This window comes from Marinobacter sp. MMG032 (assembly GCF_040112695.1).
Taxonomy (GTDB): Bacteria; Pseudomonadota; Gammaproteobacteria; order Pseudomonadales; family Oleiphilaceae; genus Marinobacter; species Marinobacter salsuginis.
Genome location: NZ_CP157802.1, coordinates 4197060 through 4214813, shown reverse-complemented (window position 1 = coordinate 4214813; position 17754 = coordinate 4197060). Strand labels below are relative to the sequence as shown.

The following is a 17754-nucleotide window of genomic DNA, read 5'->3' as shown; positions in this document are numbered from 1 at the left end:
TTAACAATCCCTATAAACGAATGTGCTTTCGCACAAGTGGCCCGAGAACATTAACCAGTCCCAGGGGAAGGCAGCGCCAGGCGCTCTCGAGCATTGGCCTTATTTTACCCGGTGCACCGGCACCGCCTTCGCTTTCCTCGATCCAATTCTGCCAAGACAGTAAATAGGGCTGAGCACCCCACTGCTTTTTGAACCGGAAAGTGCCCTCCCCAAAGGTGGACCGACCAAAATCAAAGGTTCGGATACCGCTATCACAGCAGTTTGCCAGGAGCTCCCAGTAAAGCAGCATGTTGGGCGCCAGCCGGTTGTATTCGGCGAGCGATGAGGCCCAGGGTATGGCGGCATTCTTGCCGTTTTTCAGCACAATGCCCCCGGCTGCCACTTTGCCTTCAAAATAGGTGACGGCAACAACGGCCTGATCACCAAAGGCTTTAGAAATGATATGGAAGAGATCCTTGCTATGCACGGGCGAACCAAGCGCATGCATGTTACGGCTGAAAACGTGGTAGAAATCCTCAACCAACCTTTCATTGTTGCCAAGTTCTGTGGTGCAGCCGTTTTTCATGGCTTTTTTTATCTGGCTCCGCAACTTCGGTTTGAAAGCGGCGAGCTGTTGCTCACTGCCCGCTTCAAGCTCGAGGATCATATTGACTTTCCGGTTACCGAGCTGCGATGCCAGAGTATCGAAATCAAAGCCCAGGCCTTGCCTTTCTCTCTGGCGAACTTCGAGTTCGCGGGCGGCCATGGAGTCTGCCAACTCCTTCGCTGTTCTGCTCAGTAATTCGACATGGGTCCCGGTGCCTAAGGCTCCGCCGAGATCACAGAAGGGTAAACTCACCAGGGCTTTTTTTCGGGTCAGCGGCTGTTCCATTAGTATTAGAGGCAATACTGCAACAATCTTGCCTTCTTGCTTCACACCAATGGGATAGGGTTTATGACCGTAGGCGGTTTCTATGGATTCCATCCATTCAAATCTGTGATAGGGGGTCGCAGACTCTACGCTGGCAACAAATGCGTTCCAGTTGTCCCGCTCCTGAGAATCGATCAGCACTGCCTCAGCCATGGTCTTTGAGAGCCCCCTCTTCCTTGAGGCGAAGCGCCGCCTCAGTGATGGCCACTGGTTCTACCTCGCATTGTGAACGGAGGAAGCCGACCACGCTCTCTATGCGTTTCATGAGTCGGTTCTTGTCCCTCTCTGACTGAACATAGCGAGTAGAACCCGGCAGAAGGCTGGAACTGTGCAAATACATGTGAATCACCGGGCATTCTGCCTGCAGCATCTCTTTACACAGGGCAATCATATCGCGACTGGTTGAGAGTTCCGGACTGAGGTAGATTTTCCGATGCAGCATCAGCGCCCATAGCACGCCGATCACGTGGAACCGGGCCCAGGCAGGCTGTTCAAGGGTTTTATGCAGGCGTTGTGCCTTGGTAAACGGACGATGATTGAAACCCGCGGTTACCGGCAGCTCGATGAGTTCCGGGTTAGTGCGAAGGTACGACATGGCCAGTGGCCAGCTGTCGTACTCGGCGCAACTGAACCAGTCGTTCTCATAAAACGGGTAAATGCTGGAATCCACCAGGTAGCCCTGTTCCGCCAGCGCCCTGAGGATGTCATCGTTGATACCCCAACGGCCGGAGCGGAACGATGTGGGTTGCCGGCCGGTCAGTTCGGTGATGGTGCTGGTCAGGGATTTTAGTTGTTCGGAAACAATATCGATGGGTAGATTGACAATATGGGAGTCGGCCTCAGATTCAACTGGCACAATGGGTGGCGTTACCCAGGGATGAAGGTGCGAGCCATATTCGATTCCTGGGTTGGCTTGGTAAAGGTCCGCCAGCATATCTCGGGCACGGGGGTTTTCCATTACCGCGTAATCCAGGAAATAGCTGGTTTTGAGGCCCAGATCGTTCAACTGGCCCTGGAACGCCGGAAGATGGTCTACGTTTTCGACAGAGATTACCTTGTTCGGAAATGGGCCATCCCAGTCCCATTCTTCTTCGGTATCGACGCTGAGTACGAAATAGACTTTACGCATTGCTGACCACCTGTTTTGCGCTCAGGTTCTTGAACAAAGCGGCGTACTCCTCCGCCATTGCCGCAGCAGAGAACCTGGAATAAACCCGGGACCGGCCAGCTTCAGCCAGTCTCTTCCTTGTCTCGGGGCTGAGCATCAGTTCACCCCATGCCTTTGCCAGAGAGCGGGTATCACCGAAGGGAACCAGCACGCCGGTCTCTTCATCCTTTACAAGCACGTCCACGCCGGGAATATCGAAGGCTGTTACGCAGACATTGGCCGCCATGGCCTCCATGACGCAACGCGGGATTCCTTCCAAGGATGAGGTAAGCGCAAAGACATCAAAGCCGGGTAGAAGTTGAAGGCGATCATCACGGAAGCCGAGAAAATCCACGGCATCGGACAGTCCCAACTCACTGGCCTGCTCCATCAGGCGCGGTTTTTCCTCACCGTCGCCAATCAATACCAGACGGGCATTCGGGTGGTCGCCATGAAACAGTGCAAACGCATCCAGGGTTGCCGGCAAGTTTTTGCGACTGATTAACTGGCCGATGTAGCCAATGGTGAAGTCGGTGCAATCATGGGGCTTTGGATCAGCGATGGCTGCCTCAACCTCCGCCAGGTCCACGCCGTTGTTAATCAGGCGGACCGATCGTGAATCAACGCCGTAATCGCGGACTACGGTTTTTTCGATATCTTCAGACAGTGGACAAATCTGGTCAAACCAGTGAAAGGCTTTACCACCGAGCCACATGTACGCTCTCAGGCGACTGTCTTCGGCATTTTCGAAGCCATGAGGCGTACATACAGACTTCACGCCCGCCAATTTGGCTGCGGTAGCTCCCAGGATGTCTGATTTGTAGCCATGGGTGTGAATGATGTCTATCTGCTGATCTTTAAGCAGCCGGGCAAGGCGGACTATGGCCAGAAGGTCGAATTTGGACGCCATTTTGAGGCGGTGCTTCTGGCCTTCGGGCAATATTGATCGGGTGAGCACCTCATCTGAGGATTCGGGTTCATCCGTGATTGCGATGTGGTATTCAATAGCATCATCTGTATTCGCCGAGACCAATGCATTAATCCAGCGTTCAGCACCGTAATACCCGGTAGGACAGATGAACTGCAGAACCCTGATACTCATTCCGTGAGCTTCCTCTTCAGCAATAGCCGTGTACCTTTTACAGTACCCGCTGCGCGGGCCAGAAAATAGACTGTATAAAAAAGTAGCAGAAAGGGCAGCGGCTGGTCATTGGATGGCTTGGTATACAATCTTGCGCTGTAGAGGCAGGCCGGAACACTAAGCATGATCGCGCCAGCCACAATCAACGGCCGAGAGTACATGCCCGCGATAAGCACAACGAATCCAAGCACCATCCAGAATGGCAGAAGAATACTGGGCCATTCCCTCAGTGGCACCGTGCGACCGGCCAGCGACAACAGGTTGTATTCAGAGCGCCAGATTTCCTTGGTGAACGTTTGCCGCAGTGATTTATCTTCGCCCAGGTGCACATAGTGAGTGCGTGAGGTGTAATAAAGCTCGCCCAGCCGGGATAGTTGTTCGGTATAGAAATAATCCTCACAGGTTTGCAAATGCTCGGGAAAACCCCCAACCTGCTCGTGGGCCGACCGTTTTACCAAGAGGTTCCGGCCCGGAAGAAACTGGACTGGCTCATCCATGCTGACATTACTGAGCGCAGTTCTTAGGCGTTCCACCCGACCGGCGCTTTTAGAGCTTTTCTGCATGGCGCTGACCAATACCCGATCACTTTTCTCGGCCATCAGGCCGGAGCATACTTCCAGCCAATTCCCGGCCAACCCGATATCTGCATCCAGAAACGCAATCAGCGGCGCTCTGCCAGCGGCTACACCGCGATTGCGTTGTTCAGAAATGGAGGCTGCATCGGGCGCATACAGTATGTTGAGTTTCACATGGGCGTCGAGAGGTAGAGGCTGTTTATTCTTTGTTACCACGGTAATACTTGCCACCCGCTCGATACTGGATTGGGCCAGGATGGAGCGAACGGTTTCCTCGAGCATTTCCGGGCGGCCCATATGGGGGATGACAAAATCAACGATATCCATTCGTCCCCCTCATCGCCCGTTCAGGCGGCCCTTGAGCCACCCGATTTCGTTGGTAATCGAGAAGACCCGAAGGATCTTCCGGATATCTTGGAAAAAACGTTGCCTGATCCCTGATTTACACACCCTTACCTGCTCTAGCGGCATCAACGGGTATGGCGAACTCTCGCCTTCAAGGCACCACTCACGAACACCCAAGTTCTGCGCTACTATCGCCTGGATTCTGGTGGTGTGAGCCTCGGGGGACTCTCTCAGAGTTTTTACACAATAGTCCCAGAACACGTCTGCCCGACGCCTGAAGGCCTCTGCTCTTGCCGGGTTGAAATAGGCCCCGTAGTAAAGCACGTTTGCCTTTCTGATATCCTGTGCCGCCCAGGTATCCGTTGGGAACTCCAGGGCGTCCGGATTGGAAAGGTAGGTTTCCTCGTACTTCAGCACCCATTCGGCGTAGTGCAGGAATGCGTGGCGCGCGTACGCGTAGTGTTGATCTGCCTGTTCGAGTTGCTCTTTCAGTAAGAGGTATCGGGCAAGCGATTGCAGGAATACGATATAGAACCAGTGCTCCTCCACGTTTGCCAGGTCCCGGGCTGCCAGATCATCTTCAGGAGACACCGTTTCGATGATGATGCTATGCATTTCATCGAGTAAACCGGCGTCCTCGTCTATCAGAAACGCATCAATGAGGGCATTCAGGTAGTTGCCTGTGCCACGGTCCAGGGGGTATTTGTAACCCTCCTCTATGAAACCAACGTTGGTCATGGTTCCGGCTTTCAGATCAACCGTGAGTAGCCTGTGTAATCGCCCGAGTAAGGTCGGTGAGCCATTATAGAAACAACGCACCCATTGGCTCAGCCCGATGGCCGAGTGCTTGAGGGTGTCGTCGCCAGACAGCAGGTATCGCAGCGCCAGCCCCGAAGGATAACAATGCTGGCCGCCCGGGCCACCACCGCCCTGATGCCCTTCATAGGCGTACTGATGGTCTTTGGAGTAGGTACGATGGGTGGCGGTAAGGGCAGGCAGGTAATGATCGGTGTGCCAGAAAAGCCCGTTGTTGTACTCGGCTTTGTCCTGATCGGTTTTGTAAATATCGATATCGACCACATGTTGCGCCAGGTCGCTCGCCAGTTGATCCCAGCGTTGGTCTCCGGTGGCCAGGTACCTTAATGAAAATCCCAGTACAGGGTCGTACTGGTTGTTGTAGTGCGACACAAAGACGTCGTCGCTGGGTGAATTCAGGGCTTCATGGTCTGCGTAGAGCTCACCGAAATGGCGCCAGCCGTATTCATCACAGGCTTCACGCTTCTCTTTAAATGAGCCGGGGCCAGAGAGGTTGTTATCCAGCAGATCTGCAAGCTCGTTGGTTGTAACCACCTTGCGCCCCAGAACCACACCAGTGCGGTCTATGTAGCCCGGGTCGTAAATGAAGCTCGCGCAGGTTTCGGTGAACCCGATATCGCATTGCCAGGTTTTGGCTTCACCGGGCTGCAGTTCCGTTTCCCTGGGGAACAACCGCCAGAAAGCCTGCCGTCCGGTCACTTCAAGAGACGATGGAAAATTTTCCCAGAAGTGGCCGGGGACCAGATAACGCCGTGCGCTCGGGTTATCGAACCGAACACGAGGGCTGGCCCGTAAACCCTGGGCCAGATGCCCACCCTCACTATCAAAAAGCTTGAAGCCACGCTCGGGGACTGTCGACCGGCCGCTCTTGTCAACATGAACCGGCGAATTCCAGTGCTTTCCACCGCTGCCATACTGGACCAACACACCCTCGGGATAGGACCGTTCAAAAGCCGGATGCGCTGCAATATCCCTTAGTTCCAACCTGGTATCGGATGCCCTCGGGTTGCTTACTTTCACTGTAAAACTGTCGATATAGAGGCTATTGGGGTCGCCCAGATCCCAGCAACCATTAGGATGCAGACTGGCTCTTCGGTTATGCACCCTTGGGTTGAGCTCAATGTGTCCGGTTCCCGGCACATCGGTCACACGAAGGGAAACCTCCAGATCACGAACGCCTTCAACTTCAAACGCCCACTGATAGTCGGCACTGAGTCTTCTCTGGTCTATCTTGCTTTGGGCAGGCTTCAGGCGCCGCTCAGCACCCTCAACCGAAATCAGCAATTCGACCCTGATGCCGTTACCAAGAGAAAACCGGCATTTGCCATCGGCAAAATCACCGTCGATGGCGGACGCCGGGTGCTGTCTCTCCTGAGGCTGACCGGATGCAACGTCTTGCTGAAGAAAGACGGCACCGGACATTTCTCCGATGACATCCACCAGGACCCATTTAACCGAGCCGTCCTGCCATCGCGTTAAAGCTCTGAATTCGGCATCGATTCTATCCCCGCTTTCGGATGTTAGCCGAAGCGCCTTCGGATCCTTACACACACCTTTCTCAACCGGGAGGCCGAAACGCAGCCACTGCATAAGGTTGTGAGGATTATTTACCGAGCCTACAAACACGCCGAATCCAGCCGTCATGTCGTGGCCCCCTGTGTGGATTCAGCGTATCGGCTCCGAACAACTTTACCGGGATTGCCCGCCACTATTGATCCAGGGGGAATGTCGTTGGTAACCACGGTACCCGCACCGATAATGCAATCTCTGCCAACGTTCGCCATGATGATGGCGCCATTGCCAACCCAGGTGTTTTCACCAAGAGATATTTTGGTGAACTCGCCGCCCTGCAGCCGGATCGGAGTATCCGGGTCATCAAAACGGTGCTGGTTCTTGCCACTCAACAGGTGAACGCCGCTCCCGAGGAGGCAATTACGGTGAATGACAGACAGGCCGATGTTGCACTGAGGTCCGATGTAGATGCCGCTGTGCAATTCGGTATCCCGATGGGAGAACAGTGTGCCAAAACCAATAAAGCTGTCAGTTGCGCAACGGTTCATAGCGCAGCGATAAAAAGCGATTCTGAGGTAACTGCCCAAGAGTCCTGGAAACAGGGACACGGTCTGGGAAAATGCGGCGAACAGGCTATCCTCGCGACTGACAGGGCGTAATAGCCAGAAAAGCACTACCAACGGGCTAACAGCAATGAGTGCCCCGATCCTGATAGTTTTCTTTGCGATTTCCGTAATACCCGTCACGCGCAATCCTTTACTTCTATTGCCCTTGCAAGATCCTGTAGCACACTGTCCCAGCTGTATTCCCGCTGGATGAGTTCTGCGCCGTTCAGCGACAGGCTGTTATAGACCGTTTCCGTTTCAAGAATCTTTTTTGCGGCCTCGAAGAATTCCTGCTCAGTATCGGCTATGAGAATATCTTCTCCCGGCGTTGCGTTGATTCCTTCCAACCCGAGGCGGGTGGTTATGACCGGGAGCCCACAGGCCAGAGCCTGGAGTATTTTATTCTGCACGCCCCGGGCAAGCCGAAACGGCGCAACGAAGATGTCGGCTTTCTGATAGAAAGGCACGATATCCTCCACGAACCCGGTAACGGTAATTCCCGGCCTTCGTCCCAACTGCCGTATTGCGGAACTCGGGTCCATGCCGGCAATAATGAACTCTGCCTCCGGCCAATCTGTTCTTATTCGTTCCCACAGTGCACCGACAAACCAGAGTACGGCATCTTCGTTCGGTTTGTAGTTCATCACACCTGTGAATAAAAACACCGGCTTGTTTCCAACGCTTCCCTGGCGAGCGGGATAAAAAGCGCTGGTATCTATTCCGTTGCCAAGCACCCTGAGTTTACGGTTTTCGGACAACTGCCGGGAGAAAAGGTCGACTTCATTGGCAGAGATGAAAAAACACTCGTCAAACAGCTCGTAGCTTCTCAGCTCTACGCGGTTGATCAGCCTGGCCTCGCGCCCGTAAACCCATGTCATTGGCAACCCGGAAGTGGCCTGATACTGCCGCCATTTATCGGAGTCCAGATCCATAAAATCCATGATCAAACGAAGCGGTGCTGATGTGTCCCGGCCTGTTAATTCAGGATTTCGGAAAACATAAGGCGCCATGGCGGAGCCGGTGCACAGTACTGCATCGTATTCCCCAGAACTCATCAGCCGGTCGAATGCTTTTTGCATCCCAGCGCTGTAAAAATAAGAGAGCGTCAACGCGTTGTTTGTCACCACCCCCCGCGCCAGTCTCAGCCACTTAGGCCGAAGCGGAAACATAATTGCTTTTATTTTAAGGCGCTCCTCCAGCGCTTTGCCGTAGCTGATTTCTTCGGCAAGTTCATAAGGTGCCAGCACCGTTATTTCATGGCCGCAGTCAGCCAGATACTGGATCTGATGAAACGTTCGGATTTTTTCACCCTTGTTTGCGGGGAATGGTATCCGGTGGGACAGAATAACGATCTTCACATCAATTCCCAGCGATTCTTTATGGTTCTTGCGGCTCGTTCAGCGCGGAATTTCCAGCGATCTCTCTGTAGTCCAGCGCGAACCAGGTATTGATGTCGAACCCCCAGTTGGCGCTTGTATCGTTCTTCGCCGCCCATGAAATCATAAAAATCAAAACCTCGTTCCAGGTAATCTTCGACGCAGAGCGCATGGCCAAGCATTCCCGGTTTTAGCCTGTTGTCCGACTCCGACCGAATTCCCGCAAGATAGAAATAAACCCGGTTGCGGTACAGGAAGTTGTAAAAAATTGCGATAATCTCTTCACCGGCCTTGAGAACAATCAGATCAACCCCGCCATTCTTCCAGTTACTCCTGATCAAGTTCTGGTGGAACCGCACGAAATCCGGGTTGGCGAACCCGCTTTCTCCCGGTTTATCGCCCCATCGTGCAAGGTGGTAAGGCGCGATTGAACCCCAAACAAGCTCTGCTTCTTCAAGGGTTTTCGGTCGGTGCAGCTCAACTTCGCCTAGTTGCTCATAAAGCCTGAGACTGCGACGAATCTGGTGCCTACTATTACCAGACAGCGACTCGAGGTAGCTTTGCCCGCCGGATCTGAGTGAGGTCAGGTCGATACCGAAACATGGCGCTTCCCAGCGAATATGAGAAAAAAGACCTGCAGCCTCTGACAGAGATTGAACGTAAATTTCATCTGCCGCTCCGATAACGAATTCATCCCAATCACGCTCTCTTCGCTTAAGATGATCCAGACACGCTACCGCCACGGCGAATTCATACCCCCGGCCTGCAAGAAACCCATTGTATTCAATCCAGATCTGGTCCTCGGACTCCAGGCCGGTTTGATGCAGATAAAGACAACGCGACAAAAAGACCGAATGTCTCCTCTCAGTGGACCGGACCACAATGCCCATACCGACGAGCCGGTTACCATGTTTGACCCTCAGCAATTTGGCTCTCGGTTGGAAAACAGATAACCACACACCAATCCATTGCCACGAAAGGAACACCGTATTGGTAGCCCACTGCTCGAGATCTCGCCATTCTTCAGCAAGAGCATCAGGCTCAATGCTAGCCTCTTCGCAACAAAGATCTGCCAGACTCACAGTCTGCATTAGTGGCTTAACCCCATGCCTATTGCTGACTCCCAGTGCCCATTAGAGAAAAGCCATGGGTTAGGACAAGGCGTAATGTAAACTGCTCTTGATCATTTCGGTCTAGCTTGCTTCGTAGATATGACTGATTGAAATCGACGCTGAATGAGGTGTTCTCCGCCAGCTGCCGGGTCCAGCGGGTATTTAAACTATGGATTTGATCGATGATGGTGCCTTCATCCTCTCCTGCATCTCCCTGCCAGCTATAACCGAAACTCAGCCTTTGCAAAGACGTCAGCTGTATCCCGAGGTTGATCCCCGTTCGGTATTCGTGCGTCTCAGCCCCTGTGATCTGCGACTCGAGCATGGACGCTTCGGCAACCAAGCCAAGTGTACAAATGTCGCAAAGGCGTGCTGTGTTGTGGGTTATCGAAACGGAATCACTGACAACCAGATCCCGGAGTCGAATGGAATCTGGCAAAAAGTCCAGAAACTCCGGAATATTGAGGGACAAGTCCGTGGTGCTGTCTGAGAGACGCCGGTTGTATGCCACCGTGGTTTGCGATTCATCGGAAGCCCACGTGCGGTTCACGAAGCCAGTTTCCGCATCACCATCAGATTCAGAACCGTCTTCAAACTCGGTCTCGGAGCGACTGATTCCGACACCGATGCTGAACGAACCGTTCTCCAGGGTACGGTTGTAAATGACTTGAGCCGAATCGATTATCGTGTCCAGTCCGTCATCATCCGACCAGCTTCTGCTTCCTACCAGGCTTCCCGAGGATCTTTCGGAAAGACGACGGGTAAGATCCGCTGATGCGGTAAACGACTCGCTGCCGTTCGCCTCATCCTCACCGAAGCTTTTTCCAGCTTGGCCAGAGAAACGCAGTGTGGTTAATTCGCCGGGAAAAAATCGGAGGCCTGCGCCAGCGCTCAGCGTATTACGGGTATCGTAACTGGAAGGGTTTATAACGAAACCGGTGTCGTTTCGTACGGAACTCACAGTATGACCAAGATTGAAATCGAAACGGCTGGCTGGATCGAAATGGACAAACCGTGATGCCCCGGTAACGGAACTACTGTCGGTTTGTCCTCCCCCAAAGGTATCTCGCTTGGTTTCGAGCGTTCCACCGTATTGGAGCTGAAGGGAGTTAGCGCCGCTCTCCAGATCACCCCCCAGGCTTCCGGAGAGACCGACACTCGGCTCGGTATTGGAATCTGTTCCAGAGGCAGTGTCTGTTCTGGTGTGGGTCACGCCGGTGAACACTGAAGCAGAGCCGTATATTGCGGTAACTTTTTCGCTCAGCCCCTGCCCTGAAGCGTTCGCGCCCATCAAGCATAAACCGATCAAAATGGGTGCCTTGAGCCGACGTGCCCTGTCCACTCTGAGCTTCATGAGTTTACTCCTGAAAAACCAAACCAGAGAATTTATCGGAATCCAGAACATCTACCGACTCCGAAATTTCCTCTCCGGTCACCTCCCCGAAAGGAACGCCAAAGACAACCTGATCTGCAAATCGCTCCAGAATCCGTGCTTCAGTGTTATCCCGGAAAGGCGGGGCGTTGATGATGATACAACGGTCCGGATAGCGAGCCTTCAGTTCATTCATCAACTCCCGCATACGGACGGCAGCGAATAGTTCAACAGCGGATGACACCTGGGTGCCTGCAGGAATGACTGATAGCCGGTCAACACCACTGGGGTACAAGATGTCTTTGATTTTCAGAGAGGAATCGGCAACGAAGTCAGTAACACCGGAGCTCATCGGGCTGGAAACCAGATTCGCGAGATCTGCATGATAAGGATCGCAGTCTACGAGCAGCGCGGAAGTGTGTGAATCCATGGCAAAGGACACCGCAACATTAAAAGCGGTTAAAACAGAGCCTCCTTTGTCACCCAGGCTGCTGAAGAGTACCGTGAAGTTACCCTCACCGGCCTTATTGCGGAGTTGAATACGCAACTCCCTATAGGCATCCATCACTTCTTTGTCAGGCATGCCGGAGTAGATTATTTTACGCTCGCGAAGCTGATCCCTGCTCCAGGGTTTCGGATTGCCAATAAGAGCCAAAGAGACTGACGAGTCATAGACGGTCGGAGCGTGCTCGCCATCGTCTGTTTCGATTCTTACCCAGTTCGGCTTCAAACGATCAGAACCTGCGAAAGGCCGTTCTTTCCGGAAATTTTCCTCCAGTTTGGCCTCACCGCGCTTCTGCTCGAGTTGGCGCCGCTCTTCCTGACTTTTCAGCAATGCATTGTAAAGCTTGTTTTCGTCCATCAATTGCCCCCAAGACCAGTCAATTCCCTGAATCTCTCGACCAGTTGGTCAGGCGCAATACCCATAACACTGAACAGCAGCACGGCAAGGTAACCAACCATAAACACCACCAGGATGAACAAGATAAACAGAACATCTTTTCTCAAAAGGCGGTCTTTCCATGTGCTCCGGTAATGAGGAATGGTTGTGATTACGGGTATGGTCTCTGGCAGTGCTAACTGCAAAGCCCTGGGAGACCGCACCCGTTGATCAAACATCACCAGCATTGTCAGCAAACCAAGGACGGCGGCACTGCCAAGAAAAGGACCGGCGATACCAACCTGATACAGCTGCAGGCCATCCCAGGTGGTGGGATAGGATGCCGGTTCCTGAATTTTGTAACTGACGCCCTCGCCCTGCACATCAAGAGTCATTGACAGGCGGGCCTTTTCCCGCCGTTGCAACATATCTTCGTAGACTCCACGGGTAACATCGTAATCCCGCGTAAGGTCTGACAACTCAGCCTGGTTCTGTGCCACTCGCTGGGACCGCTCGAATGCCTCTTCAAGCAAGCGTTGCAGGGACGCCAGTCGATTCTTCTGCACCTCCAGACGAGTTGTGCTTTCAGAAAGCTGTATTTTCAGGTTCTCGTAGACCGGATTCTCCAGAACTTCGGTAACCGCACCCTCGCGGGTTTCATCACCTTCGTTTGATTTTTGCCGCTCAAGGTCTGCGATCTGGTCTTTGATGCTGACTATGTCGGGGTGTTTCTCGTGGTATTTCAGCAGCAGCGAATCCAGCTCCTGGTACAAGGCTGACAACCGCCTTTCGATGGAGGACTTACCCGGATCGACGGTAATTCGTCGTACGGGTTCCTCTTCCTCCAGTTGAGCGCGGGTCAGGCGAACTTCCGATTCGGTCTGCTGGATTTCAAGTTTGAGGTTTTCGATATCCCGGCGAAGCGACTCGATCCGTCCCTGCACACTGCCTTCCGTACCGTCCTGATTGGCGGCCTTGAACTCCTTCAGCCTTTGCTCTGCTTCCTCGAGCTGACGCTGGTAGGACTTGACTTGCGAATCGATGAACTCAAACGCACCCTGGCTTTCTGACCGCTTCTTCCGTACCGTTCTCTCGACAAATCGATTCAGAACTGAGCTCAGCACTCGGAAAGACTCATCGGGATCGCCACTGGTGTAACGCAGCTCCAGGAAGTTGCCGTTGGTCACACGCAGACGGATCTGGTTTCTAAGCTCGGAAATAATGCCGTTGCGTTTCTGGTCCGTTTCTCCACCCATTATCAGGCCAGTGTCGAGACCAACCTGCTCGAGAAAAGACCGACTCTGGAGCATTTCCCGAGCTTCGTTTATGCGATCGATCTGGGTAACTTCGGCCTGCCCTCTCAAAAGCGGCTGCAGGATATTCGATTGATCCGCATATAAAACGGCCTCCGAGGTGTACTGTTTGGGCATGAGATAGCCAAACGTCAGAACACCGGCGGTGACCAGCATAAAAATAACAACTGCAGCCACACGTTTGCTGTATAGCTCGAGCTTCACTGCCCGCAAAATATCCAGAATGAACTGGATGTCCATCAGAGCTCACCTCGGAAGAGATCTTTTCTTGGTACGCTAATGACGTCCCCTGGTTGCAGCGGGTGGTTGGTGCGCATGTCACCATCACTCAGGATCGCATCCAGGTCGAGCGAGTAGCTCTTGTATTCGCCATCAATCTGCCGATGAAGAATCGCCCGTCCACCCGCTCCAAAATCGGTAACGCCGCCAGCCATCAGGACTATGTCTAATACGGTCATGCCAGGCTGGAATGCAACGGACTGCGGAGATGCGACCTGACCGGTCACCCGGATGCGATTGCGGAATTCTTTACTCGCCGGGCTGGTAACCATGATGGTCACCTCAGGCGTGCGGATGTATTCGCCTAGTGCGACACTGATTTCAGAAGCCAGAGCCTCCGGTTCTTTTCCTTCAGCTTTAACATCTCCCATCAAAGGCATGGAAATGAACCCGTCAGGTCGCACAACGATAGACTGGCCTAGCTCCGGATTACGCCAGACATGAATGGAAATGGTATCTCCAACGCCGATCTGATAAGGCTCGGGCTCCAGCTCGGAAACCGGCGGCATTTCAGATGAGGACGGAAGACCGGAGCACCCTCCCAGAACGAGGACGAGCATTACTACCACTACCTGCCGCAAGTAACTGAACGTACACATAAATCTTCTCCAAATCCCTGTTGTTATACTGGCCTACTTCAGCGCACACCCTTTCCGAGGAGCACTACCTCAACGGTTTGAATCATGATCAGAAAATCCATCACCAAACTGTGATTCTTTGAATAATAGAGGTCGTATTCAAGTTTGCCCTTTGCATCCTCCACCGAGGCGCCATATGGGTATTTAAGCTGCGCCCAGCCCATTAATCCAGGCTTCACGTAATGCCGCGTGTCGTAGAACGGTATTTTTTCCTTCAGCTCAGAGACAAATTCCGGCCGTTCCGGGCGCGGCCCTACAATGCTCATTTCTCCCTTAATGACATTATAGATCTGGGGCAACTCATCAAGCCTGGTGTTTCGGATAAAGGCGCCGACCTTCGTAACACGGTCGTCGTTGGTAGAGGCCCAGCGGGCCTTGCCGTCTTTCTCAGCGTCCTGTCGCATACTGCGAAATTTGTAGATCCGGAACTCCCTGCCAAGCATGCCGACGCGTTTCTGGCTGTAAAGAATCGGCCTTCCGGTCTCGATGAAAACCGCCACAGCGGTAAGAACAATGAAAGGGAACATCACTACCAGTAACGTGAGACTAATAGTGAGATCGAGAAGGCGCTTGGCCAAGGCTCTACTCTTTGAGGCTTTGAACCCCTCGGAGAACACGATCCAGGAGGGATGGACCATGTCCAGCTTTGCCTTCTTGAGTTCTCTCTCGTAAAAGTCGAGGCCGCTGGTTACTGCAACACCCCGAAGCTTGCACTCCATCAATTCGGGAACCGGAAGCCAGCCACCCTCAGCCCGCCGGCGCTCTTGCTGCACCACAACAATCTCGGAGATCTTATTCTGACAGCAGAACTTGTAGAAGTCCTGGGGCGTTGGAAGAAGTTTTTCGTCCGAGACCGAGCAAGTGGAAGTGTCGGCGATGCAACCAATAATCCGCACGCCCAGAGCCTTCATGTTAGTGTCGTATTCCTCGAGCAGCGATGCTGCGAATTCTCCCGCACCGAAAATCACCACACGGCGCACAACCTGCTCTGAGTCCACAATCCGCAGGAATGCAAGGCGAAGCAGAATTACGGCCATGGATGCAATAATCACGGCCCAGAACAGGTTGGCACTGCCGGGATCGGCAGAGGGCATAACCGTGTAGAGCAAGGTTAGCCCGATCCCACCTACAAAGCAGTAGGCTACGAGAGTACGGAAGAACAGGGAGGAGAGGCTCTCACGGACCATGGCGATATACCCCCCCATAGCAAGCGTGCCACTGCTGAGAATAACGGCGAAAAGCAGCGCAGAGACGAGATCAACCGACATCGGGGCGTGATCGATACCCGCGAGGGTCAGAAAAGAGTAAGTAGCGAAAAAATTGCGAAGAGGACCCCGAACTCAAGTAGTGCGAGTACCAGGTAAGGTAAGTGCAGGTAATGTTTACGGAACCGTATATATGACACGCTGAACTTCCTTGTCGTCTGTTTGACAATCAGCGACAGACGGACTTCGAATTCTCCCGGCAGCAATCCACCCTGGCCGCCGGTACCTCTACTTATCTACTGTGCATTCTGCGCTCAGCACAAAGCAATCTCAACACGATTGTATCTTTATGTAACACACTTTTACATTCTTTTATCTTTCAGTGTATTTTTGGGCAAAGCCTCGATTGTAATTGCCACGCTGCTGAGTAAGAATGATGCTCTGGTGAAGCTTTGGGAAGGAGTACCCATGACGAGCCCGGACGCAAAATCACCTCTGCATGCAATGAGCGTCGATGTGGAGGATTATTTTCACGTTGCCGCATTGTCCAGCGTCATCCGACCAGAGCAATGGAACTCCCTGCCCAGTCGCGTTGAACAGAACACTGAGCGCCTGCTTGAGCTCTTTGCAGAACACGACGTAAGAGCGACCTTTTTCGTGCTTGGATGGGTGGCTGAACGGTTTCCGGATTTGATAACAAAACTTTCAGCGCAGGGGCATGAGATTGCCTCCCACGGGTACAGTCACCAGCTTGTTTATAATCAGACGCCGGAGACCTTCCGCAAAGAAACCTACCGCTCGAAACACCTGCTCGAAGACATTACTGGCAAGGCTGTGCAGGGTTATCGGGCGGCAAGCTATTCGATAACCCGAGAATCTCTTTGGGCATTGGATATCCTTAGCGAAGCAGGTTTCACCTGGGACTCCAGTATTTTCCCCATTAGACATGATCGCTACGGCATCCCCGACTCGCCGTCAGCCCCCTACTCCATTGAAACGCATAACGGAAATATCATTCGGGAGTTCCCGTTGTCCACTGCCCACGTGGCGGGCATGTCGATACCTGCGGCTGGAGGGGGTTATTTCCGACAGTTTCCCTATCCGGTTTTCAGATACCTGTTTCGCAATGCCTCCGGGTTCGGGCAACGCCCACAGATGTTCTATCTCCACCCTTGGGAGATCGACCCTGATCAGCCAAGGTACAAGAACGCCAGCTGGTTCTCGCGCTTCCGCCACTATACTAATCTAGACCGATGCTACGGCAGACTGGAACGGCTACTGCAAGATTTCAGGTTTGGGACGGTGAGCGAGAGCTATAACGCCTATGAGCCTGACAAAACACTCCTGCGTAGTAATCAAATGATCCGTATGGCCTAGGCGAAGCATAGGAACTGACGATGTATCTTGAATTTTTCGGTCTGCATAGACACCCGTTTCGAATTACGCCGGAAGATGATTTCATCTACATGAGCCAGCAGCACTCAAGGGCTTATGTCTATATGTCTTCAGCGATCTGGAGCTCCGAGGGTTTTGTGGTGATCAGCGGAGAGATCGGTTCTGGCAAGACGACTCTGCTGAAGAAAACCATCCGGAACCTCGAAGGCGATTTAAAGCTTCTGAACATCTCCTACACCAATCTCGAATCAAAAGATTTGTTTGGTCTTATCCTTCGAAAAGCTGGCCTGAAGATCGAAGACGACAGCAAGGTGGCGATGCTGTTCCAGATCACGGAGTATCTGGAACGTATGGCCGCCGCCGGGGCGCCAGTGGTACTGACCATTGACGAGGCCCAGAACCTGAGCCGGGAGAATCTGGAAGACATCCGGATGCTGACGGGGATGGAGAGCATGGGGGGGCCTTCCATGCGTGTCATCCTCCTGGGCCAGCCAGAGCTTAAGAAGGCAGTGAGTGACATTCCCCAGCTTTCGCAGAGGGTGAAACTGTTCTTCCATTTGGAGGGGCTAACCGCCGCCGAAACTTCCGAGTATATCGATTATCGACTCCTCGTATCCGGCCATGGTGGCAACAAGCTGTTTGATGACGATACGGTGCAAGAAATTCACAAGCTCAGCAAGGGCATACCCCGCCTGATAAACAAGCTTTGTGACGGTATGATGATGTGCGCCTATTCGGAAGATCGGCCGTTCATCGATCCATTCGATCTCAAAGGGATTCGGAGAGACTTGTTGGGTGAAGATACATCCACAGAGGCGCCGCGAAAACGCTCCTCTCAGCGCCAGGCAGGCGGGAATGCGGAGAACAGAAGACCACCACCTAGCCCCGGGGTGCCTTCGCATGACGCCCTGTCGCGAATTGCTTCTGCACTGGAGAGTATTGACACTCGCCTGGCGCAGCTCACTTCAAAATCTACCAAGGATTCCAGGGAGCCCGCGAGACACCCGGACAATGTGAAGCCACTATCGCCAAATCGGAAATAATTTCTCCTAGAATTTTCCGATATAAGCTCCGACTCGAAATTCTAAATCAATCCATCACAGCGGTGGCGACGCCTCTACATCCGGCCAATA

Annotated in this window: 15 protein-coding genes; 2 read left to right on the top strand and 13 right to left on the bottom strand. The window is 53.1% G+C overall.

Annotated elements, in window-relative coordinates; translation table 11 throughout:
• Positions 1-10: 10 nt before the first annotated feature.
• The 13 genes from ABNF92_RS19390 to ABNF92_RS19330 all read right to left on the bottom strand — a co-directional run bounded on the left by ABNF92_RS19390 (position 11) and on the right by ABNF92_RS19330 (position 15289).
• Positions 11-1063 (bottom strand): FemAB family XrtA/PEP-CTERM system-associated protein, encoded by a 1053-nt coding sequence (locus tag ABNF92_RS19390; protein ID WP_349343061.1) that lies wholly within the window; start codon positions 1061-1063, stop codon positions 11-13.
• Positions 1056-2039, bottom strand: coding sequence for a WalW protein (locus ABNF92_RS19385; RefSeq protein ID WP_349343060.1), 984 nt, complete (start codon positions 2037-2039; stop codon positions 1056-1058). Before ABNF92_RS19385 ends, ABNF92_RS19390 begins: the two co-directional genes overlap by 8 nt.
• The gene (locus ABNF92_RS19380; RefSeq protein ID WP_349343059.1) at positions 2032-3159 is read right to left on the bottom strand and encodes a glycosyltransferase; all 1128 of its coding nucleotides are present in this window, start codon (positions 3157-3159) and stop codon (positions 2032-2034) included. Before ABNF92_RS19380 ends, ABNF92_RS19385 begins: the two co-directional genes overlap by 8 nt.
• Positions 3156-4100, bottom strand: coding sequence for a glycosyltransferase family 2 protein (locus tag ABNF92_RS19375; protein ID WP_349343058.1), 945 nt, complete (start codon positions 4098-4100; stop codon positions 3156-3158). The genes ABNF92_RS19380 and ABNF92_RS19375 overlap by 4 nt, the downstream gene beginning before the upstream one ends.
• A gap of 9 nt (positions 4101-4109) precedes the next feature.
• Positions 4110-6578 carry a hypothetical protein gene (locus ABNF92_RS19370; RefSeq protein WP_349343057.1) on the bottom strand — a complete coding sequence of 823 codons (2469 nt, stop codon included), beginning with the start codon at positions 6576-6578 and terminating at the stop codon, positions 4110-4112.
• Positions 6575-7192 carry an acyltransferase gene (locus ABNF92_RS19365; protein WP_349343056.1) on the bottom strand — a complete coding sequence of 206 codons (618 nt, stop codon included), beginning with the start codon at positions 7190-7192 and terminating at the stop codon, positions 6575-6577. The genes ABNF92_RS19370 and ABNF92_RS19365 overlap by 4 nt, the downstream gene beginning before the upstream one ends.
• Positions 7189-8409, bottom strand: coding sequence for a TIGR03087 family PEP-CTERM/XrtA system glycosyltransferase (locus ABNF92_RS19360; protein ID WP_349343055.1), 1221 nt, complete (start codon positions 8407-8409; stop codon positions 7189-7191). Before ABNF92_RS19360 ends, ABNF92_RS19365 begins: the two co-directional genes overlap by 4 nt.
• Complete coding sequence (locus tag ABNF92_RS19355; protein WP_349343054.1) at positions 8406-9518, bottom strand: GNAT family N-acetyltransferase; 1113 nt, start codon at positions 9516-9518, stop codon at positions 8406-8408. Before ABNF92_RS19355 ends, ABNF92_RS19360 begins: the two co-directional genes overlap by 4 nt.
• Before the next feature lie 19 nt (positions 9519-9537).
• Positions 9538-10893, bottom strand: a complete 1356-nt coding sequence (locus tag ABNF92_RS19350; RefSeq protein WP_349343053.1) for a hypothetical protein — start codon at positions 10891-10893, stop codon at positions 9538-9540.
• 4 nt (positions 10894-10897) lie between these two features.
• Positions 10898-11773 carry a polysaccharide biosynthesis protein gene (locus tag ABNF92_RS19345; protein WP_349343052.1) on the bottom strand — a complete coding sequence of 292 codons (876 nt, stop codon included), beginning with the start codon at positions 11771-11773 and terminating at the stop codon, positions 10898-10900.
• Positions 11773-13344 carry an XrtA system polysaccharide chain length determinant gene (locus tag ABNF92_RS19340; protein ID WP_349343051.1) on the bottom strand — a complete coding sequence of 524 codons (1572 nt, stop codon included), beginning with the start codon at positions 13342-13344 and terminating at the stop codon, positions 11773-11775. Before ABNF92_RS19340 ends, ABNF92_RS19345 begins: the two co-directional genes overlap by 1 nt.
• Positions 13344-13943 (bottom strand): XrtA/PEP-CTERM system exopolysaccharide export protein, encoded by a 600-nt coding sequence (locus ABNF92_RS19335; protein WP_349343050.1) that lies wholly within the window; start codon positions 13941-13943, stop codon positions 13344-13346. Before ABNF92_RS19335 ends, ABNF92_RS19340 begins: the two co-directional genes overlap by 1 nt.
• A gap of 77 nt (positions 13944-14020) precedes the next feature.
• Entirely contained in the window at positions 14021-15289 is a 1269-nt protein-coding gene (locus ABNF92_RS19330; protein ID WP_349343049.1) for a TIGR03013 family XrtA/PEP-CTERM system glycosyltransferase, read from the bottom strand.
• A 405-nt stretch (positions 15290-15694) separates the two neighbouring features.
• Here ABNF92_RS19330 and ABNF92_RS19325 point away from each other — a divergent pair, with 405 nt between their 5' ends.
• Entirely contained in the window at positions 15695-16603 is a 909-nt protein-coding gene (locus tag ABNF92_RS19325; RefSeq protein ID WP_349343048.1) for an XrtA system polysaccharide deacetylase, read from the top strand.
• A gap of 20 nt (positions 16604-16623) precedes the next feature.
• Entirely contained in the window at positions 16624-17664 is a 1041-nt protein-coding gene (locus ABNF92_RS19320; RefSeq protein ID WP_349343047.1) for an AAA family ATPase, read from the top strand.
• Positions 17665-17754 lie beyond the last annotated feature (90 nt).